The following is a 19124-nucleotide window of genomic DNA, read 5'->3' as shown; positions in this document are numbered from 1 at the left end:
CGGCACCGGTGTGAGGGGCCAGGTTCCTTCCCAGGCAGAGACCTTCCTCTTTGCCACCTGCGGGCCGTCGTCGATGGTGAGGACACCGCCCGACAGGGTGCGCTCAGCCGGGACAGACCGTCACCGGACGCGCCAGACGGCGGGCACCCAGCGACTGATCGACAAGGGAGAGCCGTCCTCATGGCCAGGACCAGCGTCACGTTCGACAGTGCCGGCATCGAGATCGCCGCGCACCTCTACGTTCCAGACCACCCGACTGACGGCGCCACGCTTCCGGCGCTGGTGGTCGGTCACCCCGGTACCGGGGTGAAGGAGCAGACGTCCGGTACCTACGCGCGGCTGATGGCCGATCGGGGGTTTGTGGCCCTGGCCTTCGACGCCGCCTACCAGGGTGAGTCCGGTGGTCTGCCGCGTGGTCTGGAGGACCCCGCCCAGCGAGTCGAGGACTTCAAGGCCGCCGTCTCCTACCTCACGACCCGGCCCGAGGTCGACGCCGACCGGATCGGCCTGCTGGGCGTGTGCGCCTCCGGCGGATACTCGCTCGCCGCCACCGGTGACGACCACCGGGTCAGGGCCGTGGCGACCGTGTGCACCGCCGAACCCGCGCGCCAGTTCCGCTACGGCGCCGACGGCACCCAGGACCCGGCCGTCTTCCAGTCCCTGCTGGACGCCGCCGCCCAGGCCCGCACGGCCGCCGCCCGCGGCGAGGACCCCGGTGTGATGACCATGTTCCCCGAGACCGCCGAACAGGCCGGTGCTCTCGGCGGCCAGCACGGCGTCGAAGGCTGGGAGTACTACTGCGGCCCCCGTGGCTACCACGAACGCTCGGCGAAGTTCCTCGCCTGGGAGAGCATCGACAGGATGGCGTCCAGCGACGTCTTCCACGCCGTCCCGCTGATCGGCCCCCGCCCGATCCTGCAGATCCTCGGCGAGCACGCCGTCACCGCCTGGATGGGACTGGAAGCCCACCGGCGTGCCACCGGCCCCGCGGAGATCCACTGGATCAGGGGTGCCAGCCACGTCGACCTCTACGACAAGCGCGAGTACATCGACCTCGCCGTCGACAGGCTCGCCGACTACTTCACCACCAATCTGAACAAATGACCGACCTCGCCGCATAACCGACGAACCTGCAGCGAAGACCAATGGCCCCTACGGCCGAGGAAGCCGACGATGCGGCCGGCCACCGCGCTCAGGCGTTGGGGGGCTGGTCCCGGCCGGGCTCGCGGCCGTGGTCCGCTGAAGCAGCTGAGCGCGTTCCCGCAGCTGTTCGAACTGATCCCGGCGATCAGTGCTGCTCAGGCGCGAAAAGTCGACCTCCAGCAGTACCGATACATCCTCTCGGATCTCACGCCAGCCGATGGCCTGCTCTCGCGCCCGAACAGCGCCCACGTCGGGCTGCAGGAATGTCTGGATGGTTGCGAGGACTCCGGAGATGAGAGCACCGAAGCCGGCGAGCACCGGAAACAGCTCGGCGAGGGTGGCGGCCCCGGCCAGGGACGCCAGAATCGCGGCGGGGACGCCAACGCCGTAGTGGAGCCTGCGGCGGCGGTCCGCGAGTCTGCTCCAGACCTGGACCCGCTCGGCCGCGTCCCGGCGGAGGTTCTCGAGCTGGGTCCGCAGTGGCCCGTCATCAGCCTCAGCCGCCTCAGCCCGACCGGACTGGTCATTCAAGGGACTGCGTTCCAGGTTCATGACCTGCAGGTCTCCCGGTAGGGCAGGTTGGGGATATACAGCGCCCAGTCGTCCCTGCCGGGTCCGCCGCCGACCCGGCTGCAGGCCGTGGCCGCGACGTCGTCCGGCACCGCCGTCCGCAGCGACTCGGTGCCCCAGAGGCGAATGGTCCCGTCTGCGCCCGCGGTCGCCATCAGAGCCTTGTCGCGGGCCACGTTCGTGTCGACGACAGCGCCGAAATGGCCAGCGACGTCCGGCCCGAGCTGACGCGGCCGGCGCCGGTCCCGGACATCCCAGAAGCTGACCGCCTGACCCTCACCCGCGACGATGAGGATGTCCTCGCCGAGAAATGTCAGGTCGTAGACCGGGCTGCGGGTTTCCCTGTCGAGGCGGCCCATGAGTGTGGCAGTTTTACCGCCACTCTCGATATTCCAGATCCAGACATTTCCGTCGTCGCCGCCGGCGAACAGTGTCTTCCCGTCCATGCTGAAGGTGACGTCGTTTACCGGTCCCAGCGGGGGGCTGCGCAGTTCGGACAGTTCCTGTGGCTTCGCCGGGTCGTTGACGTCCCAGAGCCTGACCGCGTTGTCGTCACCGGCGGTGGCGAGAAGACCTTGGCCAGCGCGACCGAACTCCACGTCGCGCACTGCCCCCTTGTGAGCGGTGGGGATGCCGCCGACCTGGACCGGCTGACGCGGGTTGGTCACGTTCCAGAGAGCCACCTGGCCGTCCTGGGCGCCGGTGACGAGGAGCTTCCCGTCGTCGCTGAACTGCATGTCATGTATGGCTTTACCCGGGTGAGCAGACTGATCCACGAAGAGCTCGGAGTTCCCACGGTCGGTGATATCGAAGATCGCGAAGCGTCCGGTGTCGCTGGATACGGCCAGCCGGCAGGTGAAGGTGGCACCCGCGCCACAACCGGCGACTGTCGTCTCCAGCGCCGTCCCGAATCCGTTCAGCGGAATGGTTTCGCCGATGTTCTGCGGGCTGGTCGGATCCGCGACGTTCAGAACCCTGATGGTGTTCTGCACGGCGGCGAACAGAGTGGTGCCGTCGGGAGCGAAAGTCATGTCGGCCGCATACAGGCCGGGAATGAGCCCGCCGAGGATGTGCGGCTGGCCGTCCGGAGCCAGGCTCCACAGCAGGACACCGCCGTGCTCGCCGGCAACAGCCAGTGTCTTCCCATCCGGGGCGACGGCGGCGGCAAGCGCCGAGGCACCGTGGTCGTATGTGAACGAGGAAAGGATCCAGTTCGGGTTGGCGGCGTCCCGCACGTCAACCCAGTCTCCCTCATTGACGGTGATCAGCCGACCGTCAGGCGCAAAGGCGAGGCCGGTGATCGGGCCCGAGTACTCGGTGTTGCGCGGCGCCAGCACGACGGGTGCGCCGGGCTGACCGCTGCCAGCGGTTTTCCAGACCCTGGTGGTGCCACCGCGGTCCGCCGTCGCGAGGCTGTCGCCGCCTGCCGAGAACGCGACGGCGCTTACCGGTTTTTCATGGCCGGGAAGGATTGTCGGCTGGCTGTCAGGGATGGAGAGGTCCCAGAGGAGCACCCCGTCCTCGCCGCCGGTGGCGAGAGTCCTGCCCTTTCCGAAGGCGACCGCGTTGACCGACCCTCGATGGCCGAGAAGCTCGGTCGGCCGGCTGTCGGGGCGCAGGATGTCCCGAAGGAGCACCCGCCCGGCGGCATCGGCGGTCGCGAGGGTCCGCTTGTCTTCCGCGAAAGCGATCGCCCTGACCGGATTCCTGTCATGGCCGAGAAGCTCGGTTGGCTTGCCGCCGGCGCTTTCGACGTTCCAGAGAAGAACTCGTCCGTCCTCGCCGGCGGTCACCAGGGTCCTGCTGTCCGCGAAGGCGATCGCGTTGACCCGGGCTCCGTGTGAGAGTGTTATCGGATCTCCGCCGGGCCGGCCCCACGGCAGGCCCTCGACGATGACCTCTCCGTTGTCGCCGCCGAAGGCGATCCGCTCGCTTTGCGGAGAGAACGCCACGGCGCGCAGCACGCCCTTGTGCTCGATGGAGCCCCGATACCCGGTACTGGTCAACGTTCTCTGCAGGGCGGCCCGCGTTTCGTCATTGTCCACGACACTGTTCGCGGCCAGTGCGAGCCGGATGGCCAGCTCCGGGTCGGAGTCCACCAGGCGGTCGGCATGGGCCAACAGTCCGCCCACCACCGCCGCCTGCCTGCCTGCGCGTTCCTTCCGCGCGTCCGACAGCGCTGTCACCAGCCAGGAGCTGAGCCCGACCACGACGACCAACACCGCCACGAGCAGCGCAGCCACCGCCGCGAGCGGCCTCGCCCGCCACCCGGAGGTCGGATGCCTCGGCACCGCACTCCGCCGAACCTCGGGATCAAGATGCAGTCGTACACCGGAACTGGAGATCCAGTCCGGGCCATAGGTATGCGCAGCGGCGGCAGCAAGATCTCGCGCGAACTCAACCGCGGAGGGACGCGCGGCCGGGTCCTGAGCAAGGGCACGCCTGACTACGTCCGGCACGGATCTGGCGGCCCCGGCAGGTTGCGTCAGCGCCGCGGCGGGGTCGGGGTCGGGTTGCTGCTGGCCAGGTGGCGGCATGGTCGCAGAGGGCGGCGATCCCGTGAGCATCTCGCGCATGACGACACCGAGCGCGTAGACGTCGGTGTAGGGCCCGAGTCTGCCGCCGAACATCTGCTCCGGCGCCATGTAGATCGGAGTACCCGTGAGTCCCCGCACGGTGCCCCCCGACGCGGGGATGATCTTCGCGATGCCGAAATCAGCGACCTTTACCTGGTTACGCTCGTCGAAGAGGATGTTGTGCGGCTTGATATCGCGGTGGATCACATCCTGCGCATGCGCGTACGCCAGCGCCTCGGCGACGGCGACGCCCACAGCGCAGGCGAATTCCCCCCGGCTGCGCTGACCCCTCAGGCGGGAATGAAGGGTTTCCTTCTCCAGCAGCTCCATGACAATCAGGCGCAGCTGCCCGCCTTCGTCCACGCCCTCGATGTAGTCATGGATCTTCACGATGTGCGGGTGGTTCATGCTGGCGAGCACCCGTGCCTCCGAGGGGCGGGCCGGTAGCTCACCCTGCAAAGGCAGCAGATGCTTGATCGCGACATCGCGGCCCAACAGGCGATGCCTCGCGGCAAAAACCAGCCCGTACGCGCCCTGACCTAAGGCCTCGCCCACTTCATAGGCCGGCAGCGCCGCCTGTATCCGCTCACGCTCAGCACTCACCATTTCTTGCGAGGCAGCAAGCATTCGGCTGCTACCGCCCAGGTCCGATTCGACCGCGGGTCCGGCCAGCGGAGCACAGTTCCCGCCACAACCACCGGTCGCCATGCGCCTCGCCGCAGATCCGATTCCCACCCAGTGCGCTGCCCGTGCCTGTCAACCCCCGCCCCCTTCGGGTCCCGTGCCCCCGCAACCCCGAGTTTTCGGGTAACTCGTCGTAAGTAAACGGAATGGACCGTACATCGAGGAGTCAGCGCCTCCGCGCAGAGCGACTCTACCCGGGATGCTCAGCATGACGGGTAGAGCCTTCCCCTTCACCTCCACGCATCACCCTGTGTGATAACCCCTGGTGGTTCGGGGTAGGCCGGCGTTTCGCCGTGACGTGAAGTGACCTGCCGCCAAAGCAGCGCGGCCCACCGAAGCGGAAAACGAGCCGGCGGACAACCCGGTAGCCCCCAATAGTCGACGCCGTCGTCAGCCAACCAGCCGGTGGGTGACCATTCCGCGCCGATGGTCCCGCTTTGCGTCATACATAGCATGGTCGGCCTGTTCGAGGAGGGAGTCGACCCGCTCGGTGCTGCGGGTTCCCTGGAAGGCGGGTGGCGCGGAACCGGTACTCAGGGCTGGGCTGTCTGCGAGGACAAGACCGAAGCTTGCCTCAGGGCTGTAGAAACTGCCGCCTAGCGCGAGCGGTGCATGGATGGCGTCCGCGACCCGGTCAGCCAGCCTGGCCAGGTCCTCGCCGCCTCCATCGAGCAGGACCGCGAACTCGTCACCGCCGAGTCGGGCTACGGTGTCGCAGGCCCGGGTGGCGACGCACAGCCGTTCAGCGACATGCCGTAGAAGGGCGTCGCCGGCAGCGTGCCCGTATCGGTCGTTGATGCTCTTGAAACCGTCAAGGTCGCAGTAGAGCAGGCCCACCGGGGAGTCGCCACGGGCCTGGCGTTCGAGCGCCCACGAGGCCCTGTCGAGGAACAGCGCGCGGTTCGCGAGGCCGGTCAGTGGGTCGTGAAACGCCAGGTACTGGAGGTCGCGCTGGCTTTCGCGGAGCCGGGAGAGCAACGTGGTGTTGTCAACCACGGTGATCATCTGGCGGACCAGGGTGATCGCGAGCAGGCTGATGATGGCGACGACCTCCACCTGGCCGAGCCTGGTGCCTGCCAGCGCCTCGCCGGCGAGGAACGCTCCCACCGCCACCAGCGGGAGATAAGGGAAGACAGCGTGGCCCCACATCAGAACGGAGTTCGCCCGCCCGGGAACAGACGCCTGGACGTGCGCCGCCTGGACTACCAGGGCGAGGAGGACCAGCGTCCATCCGAAAGGGAAGCCGAGCAGCTGAGCGGGCGCCGTTGACCCGTGGTCGCCGAGCTGGGAGGCCAGGCCGACGCAGGTCGAGATCGCGAGGGCGAAGAGTCCGCCGCCCAGGAGAACGGGGCGTGGGCCATCGATCGGGCGGCGAAAGGTCGCCAGCAGTATCACCGCCACCGCGACGAGCAGGTTCACGGCGAGTATGAGCGACAGGGACGCGACGTGCGGCGTGCCGGCCCGCAGGGCCGGCTCCAGCACGGTCGACCAGGCGCCGACGGCAAAGGCCCCGACCACGATCACGCTGTCCAGCACCGCCGTGAGCCAACGGCGGCCGCCACCGCAGGTGTCTCGATGCGTGCCGCTGTCGGCCGCCACCGGTCGCGTCGGAACGGACAACAGGCTGGCGAGCGCGAGTCCGTACGTGGTCAGATAGCCGGCCAGCGGCGGCGGCGCCAGTGCCATCCGCGGACTGGACCCGGCGACCACGGCGATCTGCACGATGCCGGGAACCGCAGTCAAAGCAGCCAGACCGAGCAGGAGACGCCATGCACGGGCATGACCGTCATCCCTCGCCTGCCACCATGTCCACCCCCCGGCCACAGCAGCCAGACCGGCGGCCAGCGCGGCGCCGCTGTGGACGGCACGAGCCGCCCGCGCCTCGGGGGCCACGACGGCGATCACTGCCAGAGCGGCCAGAAACACGACACACACGGCCACCAGCCACTCGACCCGCCACGGCCGTGATCGCCGAGTTCGGGCCGCCCGCCGCTGTGCCATGGCTCCCGTGCCCAGCCTCCCCCCGTACCTCTCCTCGGCCTCGCCACGGTGTGGCAGGACGCGGTGTGGCAGGAAAAGGTACAGCCGGTCCAGAACGCTCTGCCGTTGACTACCTACCCCGCATCCGCTACCCCGCATCCGCCCCGGCAGCAACGCTGCCCGACCAGCCGTCGGTCCACCGGGATCCGGATCAGCGCTCAGGGGCTGCGATCTTTCCCACGGCCGCGTTCTCGACTCGACCCCCTGGACCGGACCGGCGACCTCCTGGACCGGACCGGCGAGCTCCTGAAGCGGACCGGCGAGCGGATGTTCGGGAGCGGGGCGGAAACGGCTGTGGGGCCGGGCTTGTCGCGCGCCCGGCCCCACAGTCACCTCTCTGGTCTACCTAGCCGACGAGCTTCCAGGCGCCCTTGGAGTTCGTGGGCACCTGGGCCGCGTTGTACCACTGGGCCTGGTAGGTGTGGCCCTCGTAGGTCACCTTGTCTCCGGCCACGTAGACGGAGTTGGCGATCCAGGGGGCGGGGTTGGCGTTGTCGACAACCACCTTCCACGAGATGTTCGGGCTGGACCCGGGCACCTGGCCGCGGCTGTAGTACTGCGCGACCCATCGGATGCCGTCGTGAAGAACGACGTCGCCGGCCTTGAAGACCCCGGTCGCCGTCCACAGCACGTTGCCGGCCGCGTCGGTGGCGTACTCCGCCCAGGCGCCGGCGGCCCTCGAACCGGGCGTCTCGCCGCTGGTGTAGTAGAGCGCCAGGTACGTCCGGCCGTTGTAGCTGACCTTGTCCCCGGCGTTGTACGCCTTCGTCTTCACCCAGGTGGCCGGCAGCACCACGAGGGCCGCCTGGGCGGTGATCCCCGACGTCTGCCCGGTGAGGACGATCTCGTCCGCACCGAGGACGGCACCCGCCGGCACCGTCACCGTCGTGCTCAGGCCACCGGTCGAGTTCGCGACGGCCGTGTCGAGGGAACCCGGCGTGGCCGTCAGGGCGACGTCCACCGTCTCGCCAGGCGCGAAGCCCTTACCGGTCACCGTGATCTGGCTGCCGACCGGCGCGCTCGAAGGCGACACACCGGCGGTCGGGACGCCCTGCGCACCGAGGCCGAGGTCGACGTTGAGCGTGCCGGCGTAGAGAGCATGGCCGTTGGTGGCGCTGCCGACGCCGGCACCGTAGATGCCGTCGTCGCCCCAGACGACCTCACGGGTCTGGCCGCCGGCGGAGCCGACCGGCGCCACCGCGAAGCCCTCGATGTTGTTGTCAGGCAGGCCCGCGGGACGCGAGAAGACCTTCTCCGGGACGATCGACCCGGTCGAGTCGATCTTCAGCAGCGTCGAGGTCACCGCGCAGTCGTTGTCACAGAGCGCCCAGATCCGGCCCAGGTCGGGGTCGTACTGGACGTCCTGCACCTTCGGCAGACCGGTGGAAACGATTGCGATCCGGGTGAACGATCCGTTGCCGCCGAGGGCGTAGGCGTAGAGGTTGCCGTTGCTCTCCAGCGCGGCGAAGAAGAGGCCGGCGCCGTGGCCCGGGTAGTTCGCCGGGTCGTAGGCCGCACCGGTGTGCTGGTCGACGAACCCGTTCGCCGTCAGGTAGCTGTCCGGGACGTAGGTGACGCCCTCGAAGCCGAGGTTCGCCTCGGTGGAGTTACCGGTCGAAAGCCACGGGTACTCGCTGGTGAGATCCCACTGCGCGGTGGCCGTGAGGGTGCTGCCCGCGGCCGACGGGTCGATCCGCAGGATCGAGTTGAGCGCGATCTTGTTCGAGGCGTTGTCCCGCTCGGTCGTCACATAGATCGCGCCGTCGGGGCCTTCGGTGATCCCCTCGGAGTCCGGCTGGCCGGTGCCGCCCGGGAAGAAGATCTGCTTGCCGCCCGTCCAGCCGGGCGCCGCGACGTAGACGCCGCCCTGCCTGACGAGCTTGAACAGCCAGCTCTTGTTCTTGACCGCCCACAGGACGCCCGGCTCGGTCCTGGAGAAGACGAGGCCGGAGACGTCACGCCCCTCGGGGCCGGTGCTGGTCTCGAAGTAGCACTGGTTGTCCGCGGTGGTGACTTGCGCGCTGCCCGGCCAGGGCAGCGCGCTCGCCGGCAGGTACCGGTCGCTGAGGCTCGGCCCTTCGGGTGCGCAGGGTGCAGGCAGGTCGTTCGGGGTCGGCCCGTTCGGGTTCACGACCTGCTGCTGGCAGGCCGTCGCGTTGGACGCGCCGAAACTGCGCGAGGCGACCGAGGCGAAGACACCGGTGCCGTCCGGGCAGCGCGCGACCGAGGCGGCGCCGAAGCTCGCCGGGTCTTCCGTGCCCGCGGCGCCGGCACTGTACGTGACGCCGTCGACCTCGGTCCCGGCGGCACCCGCCGCGGCGTCCGGCAGGTAGACGTGCACCGCGTCGCCGCTGCTCGACAGGCCCGGCAGCGACTGGAACCACACGAAACCGTGCGCGGGGACGGACGTCGTCAGCGTGCCGTCAGCAAGGTGGACGCGGTCGGAGAAGCCCGTCGCGGAAGACGGGCCGCCGCTGTCGCCCTGCAGCCAGCCGGTGATGTCCACGGCCGTGCCGCCGGTGTTGACGAGCTCGACCGTGTCGCGGATCGGCGCGGGAGCGTTGTCCGAGGAGACCTCGTTGACCTTGATCTTCGCCCAGTTGGGGTCGGGCGTGAAGGTGCCGCCACCCGTCCCGCCGCCGGTGCCCCCACCGGTGCCGCCGCCGGAGGTGGCACGCGGGTCGATGCCGCTGCCGAACTGGCTGGTGCCGGGAGAGCCGAGGTCACCGCCGTTCGGCGCCGCCCACGACTTCGGGTCGTTGGTGAGAGTGGAGAGCTGCCACTGAGTGATGTCGTTGGCGCCGAGAGCCGCCACCGAGATCGGCACACCCGTCGTGCCCTGCGTACGCGGGCTGGTTCCGTAGACGAGGTTGTCGACCGCCGTGCCGGACGCGTCGTAGACGTGGAGCTCGTCGCCGTTGCCGAGGCCGACGTTCTCGCCGCCGAGCACGACGATCGACTCCGCGAGGCCCCACTTGGTGCGGAACGCCGCCGCGGTGGCCTCGGTGACGACCACGGACTGGCCGGGAGCGACGGTACCCAGGCCGGTGAGGCTGAGGTTGAAAGCTCCGCTCGTGGCCTTGTGGCTGTCCGAGAATGACCAACCGGTCAGGTCGGCGGCGGCATCACCGACGTTGGTGAGCTCGAAGAACTCGTACTTCGCTCCCGAGACGCCGCCTGCCTCCTGGGCATCCTGATATTCGAACTCCGTGAACACGATCTTCGCCGACGCTGCGGCCGAAGCGGCGGTCGCGGGCAGCACTGCGGCCGCGGCGCCTACAACGGTCGAGCAGGCGACTAGGGCGGCAATGCCGCGGGGGCGCCAGGTCATGGGCGGAGTCTTCCGGGCCACTTGTTCCGCCGGCATCCGCGCAGGCGACACCCACACGAACACTCCGACAATTAATAATCAATTAACACTGTCAACGTTCAGCCAATATGCCTCGGCGTGAGGGCTCGAGACTCTTGCGTGGCCACAGCTTGACGGAAAGGGATGATTCGTCCGTTTCGAGTGCACCACGGCGGGCGAGCACCGTCGCCGGACGGACTGGAACCCGAGTGTCGCCACCCGGGGCCCGGCCGGCGCACGGGCGGGGCGGCAAGCCACCCACCAGAGCGTAATACGCCGTGTTACGATGACGGCATGCCGAACGTCCGGTTCACGATCTCGACAGCCTCAGACGTCCAGGCCGCGATCAGGACGCATGCGGAAGCGGCAGGAATGGACGTCTCCGCCTACATGATCGCGGCGGCCGTCGCCCAGATGGCACGTGACGACGCCGCCACAGCGGCCTTCGCGGCATTGGACGCACGCAACCAGGCCGCCCTGGAGCAGACCGCCGACCTCCCCGAGGCGGACCCGCCCCCGTTCGACGCCCTGACCACGGACGCGCAGGCCCTCGTCCACCGGGTCCTGGCCAGCGCGCTCGGAACGGATACCGCGAGCGTCGCGTGACCACCCGCACCGTCATCTACGACACCGGGATGCTCGTAGCGCTGCTGCGCGACAACCCCACAGCGCGACTAATCCACCACGGCCTACGCGCAGCGCCACACCGGCCGGTTCTCATCGGCCCGGTCCTCGCCCAATCGTGGCGACCGGACCCGAAAACGGTCCACGCCTTCAGCCAGTACCTGAAGGACTGCACCGTCCCACAAACCCGGGAAAGCACGCCACCCATCCGCGGCGCGGCGAACATCCCCGCCGGCTGCGTCGCCTGCGCGAAAACCTTCACCCTCGACTCGTACAAACGGGCCGGGGCCATGCTCACCGATGCCAGACTTCCCACGAAGAAACGGCTGGACGTCATCGACGCCCTGGTCGTCATCACCGCCGCGCTGCACGCCCCCGCCCAGATCCTCACCAGCGACCCAGACGACCTCACCGCCTACACCGCCTACACCGCCACACTCGACCGCGCCGACATCCTCATCGAACAGATCTGACTACCGCCGACGCGGCTCGCAGCCATTGGGCGCATATCCCGCCGCGAGGAGGCGGCAGCAGGTGGGGTGGCGTGAGGAGATCGTCGCGGCGGCCTGACCGAGTCCGCGGGTCGCGTGGCCCGTTCCGGGACGTCGACCCCGTTCTGACCGTGCCGCCGCGAAGTCCATCCGGTCAGGACGCGGCGGGTCAGTCCTGGATCAGGCTGTCGAGAGCGGCCGGGTTGAACGAATAATGGCAGCGCCATTCGACGATCTTGCCGTCCCGGTCCAGTCGGATCGAGTCGGCGCCCGTCTTGATCTGGCCGTCCGTGAAGCTGCAGGTGTAGACGAACACGACCGTCTGAGTACTGACGAAGGACGACTGGATCGCGTAACGGATGTCCGGGACGCGACGCATCGAGTCGTCGATGTATGCCCGGAAGGCGTCGTAGCCCTGGATCGTCACCTTCTCGGGGTCGCCTGTCAGGCGGGGCACGAACGGCGAACTGAACACAATGTCCGCGGCGACCGGCGCCATGACGAGGTCGAGGTCGTATTGGTTGAACCCGTCCTCCCAGTGCCGCTGGAGTTCCACCACAACCTTGTCTTCGACCATGCGGGCACGCTAGTGCTCGCGAGGCAGGCACACAAGAGCTGAGTGAATGTTCGCTTCAGTAGGGCGATGCCCGCCCCGACGAGGACGCCGACCGCGCTTGCCGGCCTGCCCACACGGCCCGAGGGTCCGCGGACCGCGGAGTGTCAGACCTCGACTCGCCCCACTGACCCTTGACAAATAAGTGAGCATATACTCACGATGTCGCTATCGGAAGGGGTTCCGCAGTCGAAAGGTCAGCCCGCGTGAGGAGCAACGCATGAGCATCGACGCCGCGCAGACCCGCCCGGACCCGGGCTACCAGCTCATCGACGCCGACAACCACTACTACGAGCCGTACGACTGCTTCACCCGCTTCATCGAGCCGTCGTTCGCCGACCGTGCGATCAACGTGCGGGTCGATGCCAGAGGTCGCGGCAAGCTGTACTTCGGAGAGCGCCAGTTCCGCTTCATGCGGGTGATCCAGACCGACTACATCGGCGCGCCCGGGTCGCTGCGCTCGATGCTGGACGACCCGGACAGCAAGGAGGGCTTCGTCCACCACGAGGTCATCCGCGGCTGGGACTATCCGGACATGATGCTGCGCGACGCGCGGATCGCGAAGATGGACGAGCAGGGCGTTCAGGCCGGGCTGATGCTCGGGACGGCGATGCTGCAGGCCGAGAACGAGCTACACGACGACATTCCGGCGTTGTACGCGAACATCCGCGCCTACAACCGTTGGCTGGACGAGGAGTGGGGCTTCGACCGGGACAACCGGATCATCACCGCGCCGATGATCTCCCTGATGGACCCCGAGCGGGCCATCACAGAGCTCGACAAGGTGATCGCCGCGGGGGCCCGGGCCGTCGTCATGAAGCCCGGTCCGCTGTGGGGGCGCTCGCCGGTCGACCCCAGCTACGACGGGTTCTGGGCCCGTCTGCAGGACGCGGGGGTCAAGCTCGTCTTCCACAGCACCGACCCGCGGTATCTGGCCACCCTCGGCGTCCAGTTCGGGGAGTCGCCGACGCCGCCGCTGCAGGGGCAGACGCCGTTCCAGTGGTACCTCGTCTCCGGAAAGCCGGTTGCCGACACACTGGCGTCCTACGTCCTGAACAACCTGTTCGGGCGGTTCCCCGGGCTGACCATCGTCGCGCTGGAGTGCGGGATCAACTGGGTTGTCCCGCTGCTGCACGACGTCGACCACGCCGCCCACATGGGGCGCAAGGGGTTCTGGCCGGGCGGCGAGGTGACCGGGCGACCCAGCGAGGTCCTGATGGAGCACCTCTACGTCTCACCGTTCTACGAGGAGGACGTCGTCGGCCTTGTCGAGGCGATCGGGCCGGACCGGGTCCTGTTCGGTTCCGACTACCCGCATCCCGAGGGTGTGCTGTGGCCCACGGAGTGGCTGAACAAGCTGGACGGACTCAGCCCCGAGGCCATCCGCATGATCCTGCGCGGGAACGCCGCGCGCCTGCTCGGTCTGCAGGACTGACCGCGCGGTGGTCGAAGAGGTCAACCGGCCGGTAGGGATGCCCGACCCCGTGGTGGCCCCGGTCAATGAGCAGCTGTGGCGCGCGGCCGCGGCCGGCCGGCTGGAGGTGCAGTGCTGCACCGACTGCGGCGCGCACCGCTACCCGCCCACCGACGGCTGTTACCGCTGTACCTCGCGGGAGTGGGGATGGTCCACACTGCCCGGCACCGGCACCGTCTACTCCTACATCTGGGTGCCCGACCGGGCCCGGTCGGCTGGCCGGGACGAGCCGGTGCTCTACAACGTCGCGGTCGTGACGCTGGATGGAACGCAGGGAGATCCCGTGCGCATCCTGAGCAATGTGATCGATGCCTGGCAGCAGCATGACCTGCAGGTCGGCCAGCGGGTGACCTTCGCGTCGATGCCCTTCACCGCGGCCGAGGCAGCGGAGATGGCACTGCCCTGCTTCCGGATCCTGCGGTGAGCGGCTTCCTCCGGGATGCCGCCTGCATCGTGGGGATCGGACACTCGCGTTACGGCAAGGCCGGCGAGCTGGCGCCGCTCGGACTCACCCGCATCGCGCTCGACGCCGTGCACGATGCCTGCGCGGACGCCGGGCTCGATGTCCGCGACATCGACGGGTTCGCCGGCTACTGCGACGACCCGACCATGCCGTCCGATCTGGCGGTCGCACTCGGCACACGGGAACTGCGCCACGCCGGGATGACCTGGGGCGGGCGCGGGTCGGGGCTGCCGGGAGCGGTCGCCGGGGCCTACGCGGCAATCGCCACCGGTCTCGCGGACTACGTCGTCGTCCTGCGATCGATCATTCAGACGGCCCGGCTGGGTCGATCGGTTGCCGCCGGTGTGCAGCCGGGGCAGGCGATCCCGCTGTCGGCGTCCTACAGCGCGCCGTTCGGCATGGCGCTTCCAGCGGCGATCTACGCGATGAAGGCCCGCCGGCACATGTCCCTGTACGGCACCACCACCGAGCATTTCGCGCAGGTCAGTATCAACGCGCGGCGCAACGCGGCGAACAACCCCGAGGCCCGCTTCCGCAAGGAGATCACCGTTGCCGAGCACCAGGCGTCCCGGCTGATCTGCGACCCGCTGCGGCTGCTGGACTGCTGCATGGAGTCCGACGGTGCCGCGGCGGTCATTCTCACCACCCCGGAACGGGCCCGGGACCTGCGCCAGCCGGCGGTCGTGGTCAGCGCGGTCGCGGCTACCGGCGAGTACAAATGGGCCACCGCGTCGTTCAACACCATCGACGAGGACTTCGTCAGCACAGGTCACCGCCGCGCTGCCCGCGACCTGTACGCCCGCGCGGGGGTGGGGCCAGCGGACGTTGACGTCGCGCTCATCTACGACGGGTTCACACCCTCAGTGATCATGAGTCTGGAGGACTGGGGGTTCTGCCCCGTCGGGGAGGGCGGTCCGTTCGTCGAGGACGGCGGGATCTTCCGGGAGGGAAGGCTACCGGTCAACCCCCATGGCGGGAACCTCGCCGAGGTGTACCTGCAGGGCATCACCCACGTTCTGGAAGGCGTCCGCCAGCTGCGCGGGACAGCCGTCAACCAGCTCCCCAACGCCGAGGTCGCCCTGTACGCGTCCGGTGTCGGTGCCTCGCCGGGCGGCGGGATCCTGCTACGCACCGGATAAGGCGGATGGCCGGATGGCGGGATGGCCCTCGCGGTCCCGCGACGTCCAGCAAAGTAAGCGAACGTTTTCCAGCTTCGCGACGTCCGTCGCGGGGGCTTGAGGTGAGTGATCGGAGTGGCGATGGAGTTGCGACCGATCGACGACGCGGCCGCGTTGTCCGGGCTACGTGTGGTGGACGTCTCACTTGGGACCAGCGCGGTCGGATCGGGCCTGGCCAGCAACCTGCCCGGAGTGCTCCTGCGTGACCTTGGCGCGGAGGTGACGCGGGTGCGGTCGGCGCACCGTTCGACTCTGGACGCGGGCGTCGACTTCGAACGGGTCTGGCAGCGCGGCACCACGGTGATCGAGGTCGATCACGAGTCTCCGGAGGCCGCACCGAGAATCCTCGCGCTGGCGGCCGAGGCAGACGTGGTGTTCCTCTCCGGCCCGGAGGAACTGCTGGAGGGGCGCGGGATCGGCTACGCCGAACTGGCCGCCCGCAACCCGCGGACCGTCGTCGGTCGCGTCCGGCCGACGCACACCGCGCGCGGGTCACTGCCCGACCTGGAACTGCTGGTCGCGGCCCGCGCCGGGCTGCCGACCCAGATCCGCGGGCACCGGGGCGGGGCGGTGTTCCCCGACCTCGCCGTGGCCAGTGCCGGCGCCGGCCTCGCGGTCACCGTGGGGGCGCTGGCGACACTGTACGAACGGGAGACGACCGGTGTCGGCGGGTGGGTCGAGACGTCCCTGGCCGACGGGCTGCGCGCCATCCTTCCGATGATCATCGGACGGGTCGAGGTGTCCTCGCCCGCGACCGACCTGCTGTGGCGCGACCAGGGTCCGGCGGACGGCTTCGCCTACCGGTGCGCCGACGGCGACTACATCCAGCTGTGGTTCGGAGCCAAAGGCGCCTACGAGGCGTTCCTTCAGGAGGTCGGCGACGAGCCCAGCGAGAAGGGCTACACCGCGGACCTGGTCAGCGGCGCGCTCACCGAACGCGGCCGGCGCTGGGCGGCGACGTTCGCCACCGCGGAACGAGCCGACTGGCTGGACCGGCTGTCGCGGGCCGGGATCCGCTGTGAACCGGTCCTGCGGCCGGGCGAGGCCCTGACCGACCCGCATGTACGGGAGACCGGCCTGAGCGTCACATCGGAGGACCCCGACCTGGGCCCGGTCACCGTACTCGGGCCGGTGGCCCGCGTCACTGCGACGTCCACCCTCACGGCGGCTCCCGCCGATGCTGCCTACCCCGGCGGCATCGCCTACACAGGCGGGATCGCCGACACCGGCGCCAGGCCCGGCGCGAGCACGCGCCTGCTGTCCGGAGTGCGGGTACTGGACCTTGCCGCCTACCTCGCCGGCCCGGTGACCGCGCAGGTACTCGGCGACCTCGGCGCCGACGTGGTGAAGGTCGAGCCGATGTCGGGCGACGTCCATCGCAGCATGGAACCGATGTTCGCCGCCGGTCAGCGCGGCAAGCGGGCCGTGGCCGTCGATCTCAAGGCCCCCGGGGCAGCGCAGGTCCTGGAAGGGCTGTTCCGGTGGAGCCACGTCCTCCACCACAACGCGCGGGTCGGGCTCGCCGACCGTCTCGGCTACGACGAAGCTACCGTGCGGATGTCCAATCCCGATGTCGTCTACAGCCATTCCAGCGGGTTCGGGCCGACGGGACCGCGGGCGCCGCTGCCTGCGAACGACCATCTGATGCAGGCGTTGTCCGGCATCGAGGCGGGCCAGGGCGGCGCGGACAGCCCGCCGACCTTCATGGCCTGGGGCGCGATCGACGTCACGGGCGGCTGGCTGTCCGCGTGCGCGGTGATCGCCGCTCTGTATGCCCGCAAGCGCTCCGGGGCGGGGCAGTCGGTGTCCACCTCGCTGCTGGGTTCCGCGCTCACTCTGAAGTCCGGTGCCTATGTGCGCGGCGGCACCGCCGTCGGCGGTCCGGTGCTGGATGGGGAACAGACCGGTTACGGCGCCGCCTATCGGCTCTACCAGGCCGGTGACGGGGAGTGGTTCGCGCTGGCCGTGCCGGATGCCGGTGCCTGGGAGCGGCTACGGCAGGTGGTCGCGATCTCCGGACTGCCGGACGCGCCACCGCCGCTGCGGCGGGCCGGCGAGGGGCGCCAGGACGCCGAACGCCTTTTGGAGGAGGTGTTCCGGGCGGAACCCGCGGAGGCCTGGGTGCGCAGACTCACCGCGGCTGACGTGCCCGTCGAGGCGGTCGCGCAGGTGGACCGGCGTGGTTTCGTCGCCCGGGTACTGGACGATCCGCTCACCCGGCAGTCCGGCCGGGTCGCCAGCTTCGACTGGGGCGCGCGCGGTCGCACCGAGACGCCGGGCTGCCAGTTCGGTGTCGGGCCGGCGCCACGCCCGACGGGACGTCCCGGCATTCCCGGGCTCGGCGAGCACACCGCCGAGGTGCTCGCCGAGCTGGGCTTCGACGCCGACGCGCGGGCGGCACTGGCGGCCTCACGCACAGTGCGGTCCGATGGCTGAGACGGGATCCGCTGAGGGCGTCGGCCCGCCCCGGCTGTCGGGCGTTCAGTGACTGATGTAGACGGCCCTTGGTGGTGAGGTAGGCCTCGATGCCCTTCCAGCCCCGCTCGCCGCCCCAGCCTGACTCCTTATGGCCGGAGATCGGCATCGCCGGGTCCGCCGCGATCGAACAGTTCACCCAGACCTGACCGGCGCGCAGCTCGTCCGCGAACCAGTGGGCGCGGCCGAGTTTCTCGGTCCAGAGGGAGGCCGCGAGCCCGTAGCGGGTGTCGTTCGCGGCGGCGATGACCTCGAGAGTGGACAGAACCGGGCACAACCCGAATCGCCAGCCCGCCATCCCCGGCCCCGCGATCACCATCCCCAGCCGCGTAAACAGGTCGCCTACCAGCGGAAAGGCACGACCGCGTCGTCGTACGTCCACCACCGACGCATCGACTGCGACTGTCAGATGACCCGTAGGGACGGGGGGCCAGGGCGCGGCAACAACCCGTCGGCGACCGCATCCTCGACGTGCTCACGGATCCGCGGGCTTCGGATCGCCAGGAACCCCCGGACGAACTCCCCATAGTCCCGCACCGGCCGGTCACGCACCGTAGATGCGTCCGCTGGCGCACCCCCACAGCACCCCGTACTCGAACCTGGACGGGTCGGCGGCACCCACCGGCCACGCCCTCGAGCCCGACCACGAGCCGGTGCATATTGATCACACAGCCGTCCATCGCGAACTGACCATGCCGCCGCCCGACTCACCCGATGCAGCACGCCGGCTGCACGTCGGGGGCGTCGAGGCTGCGATGCGCCTAGGCCAGGGCGGGCAAGCGCACGACGTCGGACCAACACGTGGCGGTCAAGAGGACGGTCGACCCGCTCGTTTGACATCTGGCCTCGGCGTTCCCGTATAGTAAAAGGCGCCGACGCGGGGTGGAGCAGCTCGGTAGCTCGCTGGGCTCATAACCCAGAGGTCACAGGTTCAAATCCTGTCCCCGCTACTTTAGTATAATTTTCTAGGGCTATTTCTACTGTGCCCGCCTCAAATATCTGTCGAGGCCTTGCGCGCCTCGGATCAGCTGCGATCAGCCGATCGTGCTCATTGTCCGGCCATAACCAACGGCGGGTTGAAGAGCCACCGGCTCAGCTGCGGCTCCCGCTATCGGTCCTGTGATGGCAGGGCCCGGTGTCAGACGCCGAACTCGTCGTCGCGCACGCCCGAGACGAACCCGGCCTACTCGTTGGCTGTGAACACGACGGTCGAGCCGTTACGGTCCCTGGAGTCGCGGGCAGCCCGGCCGCCATCGGGCAGCTCAGCGAGAGCGTCCCGTCGGCACGATGGCGGCCAACCGGGGAGCTGGTGCACCGGCGGGGGTCACAAGCCCAAACGAGACCAGGATTGAGACCACAAAGCCCGCCAAGATCCTTGGCGGGTTTTACTCTGCCTGGTGCTGATGGTGGACAGAACCGAGCGCAAGCCGAACCGCCACCCCCG

At 69.3% G+C, this 19124-nt stretch carries 12 protein-coding genes, 1 tRNA gene and 2 pseudogenes; 9 read left to right on the top strand and 6 right to left on the bottom strand.

The window, feature by feature from the left end:
* Positions 1-180: 180 nt before the first annotated feature.
* Together AWX74_RS07605 and AWX74_RS39435 are read left to right on the top strand one after the other, a co-directional pair.
* A complete protein-coding gene (locus AWX74_RS07605; protein ID WP_091273152.1) occupies positions 181-1104 on the top strand; it encodes an alpha/beta hydrolase in 924 nt (307 codons plus the stop codon).
* 69 nt (positions 1105-1173) lie between these two features.
* The gene (locus AWX74_RS39435; RefSeq protein ID WP_131799426.1) at positions 1174-1716 is read left to right on the top strand and encodes a hypothetical protein; all 543 of its coding nucleotides are present in this window, start codon (positions 1174-1176) and stop codon (positions 1714-1716) included.
* On the opposite strand, the gene AWX74_RS07595 is transcribed toward AWX74_RS39435, so the two are convergent.
* The 4 genes and pseudogenes from AWX74_RS07595 to AWX74_RS42440 form a co-directional block, all read right to left on the bottom strand.
* Complete coding sequence (locus AWX74_RS07595) at positions 1692-4916, bottom strand: WD40 repeat domain-containing serine/threonine-protein kinase (RefSeq protein ID WP_165615515.1); 3225 nt, start codon at positions 4914-4916, stop codon at positions 1692-1694. The genes AWX74_RS39435 and AWX74_RS07595 overlap by 25 nt on opposite strands.
* Before the next feature lie 447 nt (positions 4917-5363).
* Complete coding sequence (locus tag AWX74_RS41990; protein WP_165615514.1) at positions 5364-6899, bottom strand: GGDEF domain-containing protein; 1536 nt, start codon at positions 6897-6899, stop codon at positions 5364-5366.
* A gap of 460 nt (positions 6900-7359) precedes the next feature.
* Complete coding sequence (locus tag AWX74_RS42445; RefSeq protein WP_423212963.1) at positions 7360-7788, bottom strand: carbohydrate-binding protein; 429 nt, start codon at positions 7786-7788, stop codon at positions 7360-7362.
* A gap of 2094 nt (positions 7789-9882) precedes the next feature.
* Positions 9883-10344, bottom strand: a pseudogene (locus tag AWX74_RS42440) (lamin tail domain-containing protein); the annotation flags it as partial.
* Positions 10345-10656: 312 nt separating this feature from the next.
* Here AWX74_RS42440 and AWX74_RS07580 point away from each other — a divergent pair.
* Positions 10657-10968, top strand: coding sequence for a hypothetical protein (locus AWX74_RS07580; protein WP_226931146.1), 312 nt, complete (start codon positions 10657-10659; stop codon positions 10966-10968).
* The gene (locus AWX74_RS07575; RefSeq protein ID WP_091273139.1) at positions 10965-11459 is read left to right on the top strand and encodes a hypothetical protein; all 495 of its coding nucleotides are present in this window, start codon (positions 10965-10967) and stop codon (positions 11457-11459) included. Before AWX74_RS07580 ends, AWX74_RS07575 begins: the two co-directional genes overlap by 4 nt.
* A 187-nt stretch (positions 11460-11646) precedes the next feature.
* Here AWX74_RS07575 and AWX74_RS07570 read toward each other — a convergent pair whose 3' ends face one another.
* Positions 11647-12054: a nuclear transport factor 2 family protein gene (locus tag AWX74_RS07570; RefSeq protein ID WP_091273137.1), complete on the bottom strand. Its 408-nt coding sequence runs from the start codon at positions 12052-12054 to the stop codon at positions 11647-11649.
* Between the two features lie 256 nt (positions 12055-12310).
* On the opposite strand from AWX74_RS07570, the gene AWX74_RS07565 reads away from it, so the two are divergent.
* From AWX74_RS07565 to AWX74_RS07550, 4 genes are all read left to right on the top strand, one after another.
* Positions 12311-13525, top strand: a complete 1215-nt coding sequence (locus tag AWX74_RS07565; protein ID WP_076827932.1) for an amidohydrolase family protein — start codon at positions 12311-12313, stop codon at positions 13523-13525.
* A gap of 7 nt (positions 13526-13532) precedes the next feature.
* A complete protein-coding gene (locus tag AWX74_RS07560) occupies positions 13533-13988 on the top strand; it encodes a Zn-ribbon domain-containing OB-fold protein (protein ID WP_242666125.1) in 456 nt (151 codons plus the stop codon).
* Positions 13985-15166: a thiolase C-terminal domain-containing protein gene (locus AWX74_RS07555; protein WP_091273135.1), complete on the top strand. Its 1182-nt coding sequence runs from the start codon at positions 13985-13987 to the stop codon at positions 15164-15166. The genes AWX74_RS07560 and AWX74_RS07555 overlap by 4 nt, the downstream gene beginning before the upstream one ends.
* 120 nt (positions 15167-15286) lie before the next feature.
* Positions 15287-17641 (top strand): CoA transferase, encoded by a 2355-nt coding sequence (locus AWX74_RS07550; RefSeq protein ID WP_091273702.1) that lies wholly within the window; start codon positions 15287-15289, stop codon positions 17639-17641.
* A gap of 127 nt (positions 17642-17768) precedes the next feature.
* On the opposite strand, the pseudogene AWX74_RS42435 reads toward AWX74_RS07550, so the two are convergent.
* A pseudogene (locus tag AWX74_RS42435) lies at positions 17769-17978 on the bottom strand (aldehyde dehydrogenase family protein); the annotation flags it as partial.
* A gap of 578 nt (positions 17979-18556) precedes the next feature.
* On the opposite strand from AWX74_RS42435, the gene AWX74_RS07540 reads away from it, so the two are divergent.
* Positions 18557-18630: transfer RNA gene (locus AWX74_RS07540), tRNA-Met, on the top strand.
* Positions 18631-19124 lie beyond the last annotated feature (494 nt).

Source organism: Parafrankia irregularis, from assembly GCF_001536285.1.
Classification (GTDB): domain Bacteria; phylum Actinomycetota; class Actinomycetes; order Frankiales; family Frankiaceae; genus Parafrankia; species Parafrankia irregularis.
This window is presented reverse-complemented; position numbering and strand designations above follow the sequence as displayed.